Genomic DNA, 2,904 nt, shown 5'->3' with positions numbered 1-2,904 from the left:
TGCGTCGAGGGGGCGCCCGGAGTGATCCGGGCGCCCCCTCGACGCATGCCGTGGCGGTGGAGGTCAGATCCGCACCTCGACCGTGCGGGCGAGCCGGTCGTGCAGGCCGCGGCCGTCGCGGTCCCAGATCAGGGCGGGTAGGGCGAGGCAGAGCAGGGCCGAGCGCAGCAGGCCCCGGCCCGGATGGACCTGCCCGGTGTCGAGGGCGACCACGCGCAGGCCGAACAGCCGCTTGCCGGGGGTGAAGCCGACCGTCCCGACGGTGAGGACGCTCAGCACGAAGAACACCAGCAGCGCCCAGTTGCCCGTCGCCTGTCCGTAGCCGTCGGTGATGAGACCGTGTGCGATCAGCATGCACAGGGACCAGTCCACGGCGAGGGCCCCGAGCCTGCGGCCCGGCCGGGCGATCGAGCCCGGTCCCTCCTCCGGCAGTCCCAGCTGCTCGCCCCGGTAGCCGAACTCGGCACCGGCGTCCTCCATGGCCGCGCGCGGCCCGGACAGCCATGATCCGATTGCTTGCCTGTTGTCCACCCGTCCACGGTACTGCGCCCGGATATGACCGGAGGACGGAGGGGTACCCGGGGCTACTGTGGAAAGGCGTCGGTTAACGCGTGCGAAACAAACGGGTCACGCCCGAGAAATGACCCGTCCCTAGGGTCGAGTGCAACGTGTGCCACCCGCACTGGCCGCACGAACGATCTACCACCCCGGCGGGACGGTCGGGAGTAGGAGGAGCTGGATGTTCCAGAACGCCGACGAGGCCAAGAAGTTCATCGCGGACGAGGACGTCAAGTTCGTCGATGTCCGCTTCTGCGACCTCCCGGGTGTGATGCAGCACTTCACCGTGCCTGCCGACACGTTCGACCCGGCCGAGGAGCTGGCCTTCGACGGATCCTCGATCCGTGGTTTCCAGGCCATCCACGAGTCCGACATGGCGCTGCTCCCGGACCTGTCGACCGCCCGCGTCGACCCGTTCCGCCGTGACAAGACGCTGAACATCAACTTCTTCATCCACGACCCGATCACGGGTGAGCAGTACTCCCGCGACCCGCGCAACGTGGCCAAGAAGGCCGAGGCCTACCTCGCCTCCACCGGCATCGCGGACACCGCGTTCTTCGGTCCCGAGGCCGAGTTCTACGTCTTCGACAGCGTGCGCTTCAAGACCTCCGAGAACGAGTCCTTCTACCACATCGACTCCGAGGCGGGCGCCTGGAACACCGGTGCGCTGGAGGACAACCGCGGCTACAAGGTCCGCTACAAGGGCGGCTACTTCCCGGTCCCGCCGGTCGACCACTTCGCCGACCTGCGCGCCGAGATCTCCCTGGAGCTGGACCGGGCCGGCCTGAAGGTCGAGCGCCAGCACCACGAGGTGGGCACCGCCGGCCAGGCCGAGATCAACTACAAGTTCAACACCCTGCTCGCGGCCGCCGACGACCTGCAGCTCTTCAAGTACATCGTGAAGAACGTCGCCTGGCGCAACGGCAAGACCGCGACCTTCATGCCGAAGCCGATCTTCGGTGACAACGGTTCGGGCATGCACGTCCACCAGTCGCTGTGGGCGGGCGGCGAGCCGCTCTTCTACGACGAGCAGGGCTACGCCGGCCTGTCGGACATGGCCCGCTACTACATCGGCGGCATCCTCAGGCACGCCCCGTCGCTGCTGGCCTTCACCAACCCGACGGTGAACTCCTACCACCGCCTGGTGCCGGGCTTCGAGGCCCCGGTGAACCTGGTGTACTCGCAGCGCAACCGCTCCGCCGCGATGCGCATCCCGATCACCGGGTCGAACCCGAAGGCCAAGCGCGTCGAGTTCCGCGCCCCGGACGCCTCCGGCAACCCGTACCTGGCCTTCTCGGCCCTGCTCCTGGCCGGCCTGGACGGCATCAAGAACAAGATCGAGCCGGCCGAGCCGATCGACAAGGACCTCTACGAGCTGGCTCCCGAGGAGCACGCCAACGTCGCGCAGGTCCCGACCTCCCTCGGCGCCGTGCTGGACCGCCTCGAGGCCGACCACGAGTTCCTCCTCCAGGGCGACGTGTTCACGCCGGACCTGATCGAGACGTGGATCGACTACAAGCGCGCGAACGAGATCGCCCCGCTGCAGCTGCGTCCGCACCCGCACGAGTTCGAGCTCTACTTCGACGTGTGACGGACACCGGGCCTCCCGGCCCGGGGCTTCCCTTCCGGGGGCCCGCCACCCTTCACGGGGCGGCGGGCCCCCGTCGCGTTCGGGAACGGGACGGCCCGTCGGGCGTGCCCTCGGGGAGCGGTGCGCGCCCGGCGCCGGTGCGGCGGCGCCCGTCGTCGCTGACGCTTCCCCGTACGGTCGCCGTGCGCCCCCCCGTGTCCCGTTCGTCGTCGCCCGCCCGGGAACCGTCCCGTTCCCGGAGACGTCCCCGGCATCGTCCTGCCCCCAACCGGCCTCGCCCCGACAGCGGTTGCCGACGCGCCCGGTCGGCGCTTCACAGAGGGGGCCGGTGGGAGGATCCTGGTTCCAGACGGATGTTCGAGAGGGGAAACGGGGATGACCGAGAAGGACGGCGGGCGCGGCAGGGACGAGCAGGACGACGCCGAGCAGCGCGAGTTCGACCTGCGGTGGGCCGACGGCGCGGAGTACAAGGAGCCGTCCGCCCGGGCCCGGATGCTCGCCGCGCGCTGGAAGGACAACCCTCCTGGACCGGTCCCGTTCCGCCCCGACCCGGAGCACACGCGGTCGTCCGGCCGGTCGTCCTGGGTGTCGACGGCCGTGGTGCTCGGCTGCGTGGCGGCGGTGATCCTGTTCCTCGGGTACATCGACTTCCGCCCGCACTGATTCACCCGCACCAATTCGTGCGCCCGCCCGCTCCACCGGTTCCTACGATCGCCGGGACGGCAGGTCGACGGGGGGGGGCGCACGAATTGGTG

At 70.0% G+C, this 2,904-nt stretch carries 3 protein-coding genes; 2 read left to right on the top strand and 1 reads right to left on the bottom strand.

The window, feature by feature from the left end; all coding sequences use genetic code 11:
- Window positions 1-63 precede the first annotated feature (63 nt).
- Window positions 64-531, bottom strand: coding sequence for an RDD family protein (locus B7L92_RS02965; RefSeq protein ID WP_081235939.1), 468 nt, complete (start codon window positions 529-531; stop codon window positions 64-66).
- Between the two features lie 208 nt (window positions 532-739).
- On the opposite strand from B7L92_RS02965, the gene glnA reads away from it, so the two are divergent.
- Together glnA and B7L92_RS02955 are read left to right on the top strand one after the other, a co-directional pair.
- Window positions 740-2,149, top strand: a complete 1,410-nt coding sequence (gene glnA, locus B7L92_RS02960; protein WP_081235938.1) for a type I glutamate--ammonia ligase — start codon at window positions 740-742, stop codon at window positions 2,147-2,149.
- A 375-nt stretch (window positions 2,150-2,524) separates the two neighbouring features.
- Window positions 2,525-2,812: an SCO2583/SCO2584 N-terminal domain-containing protein gene (locus tag B7L92_RS02955; RefSeq protein WP_081235937.1), complete on the top strand. Its 288-nt coding sequence runs from the start codon at window positions 2,525-2,527 to the stop codon at window positions 2,810-2,812.
- Window positions 2,813-2,904 lie beyond the last annotated feature (92 nt).

It is taken from the genome of Streptomyces viridosporus (assembly GCF_002078235.1).
GTDB classification, from domain to species: Bacteria; Actinomycetota; Actinomycetes; order Streptomycetales; family Streptomycetaceae; genus Streptomyces; species Streptomyces viridosporus.
The sequence above is the reverse complement of the archived record's forward strand: the minus strand, read 5'-3'. Positions and strand labels throughout refer to the sequence as shown.

Bases quoted from the DNA above. Each gene is read 5' to 3' on its own strand.
- glnA (WP_081235938.1), top strand. From the start codon at position 740: ATGTTCCAGAACGCCGACGAGGCCAAGAAGTTCATCGCGGACGAGGAC.
- B7L92_RS02955 (WP_081235937.1), top strand. From the start codon at position 2,525: ATGACCGAGAAGGACGGCGGGCGCGGCAGGGACGAGCAGGACGACGCC.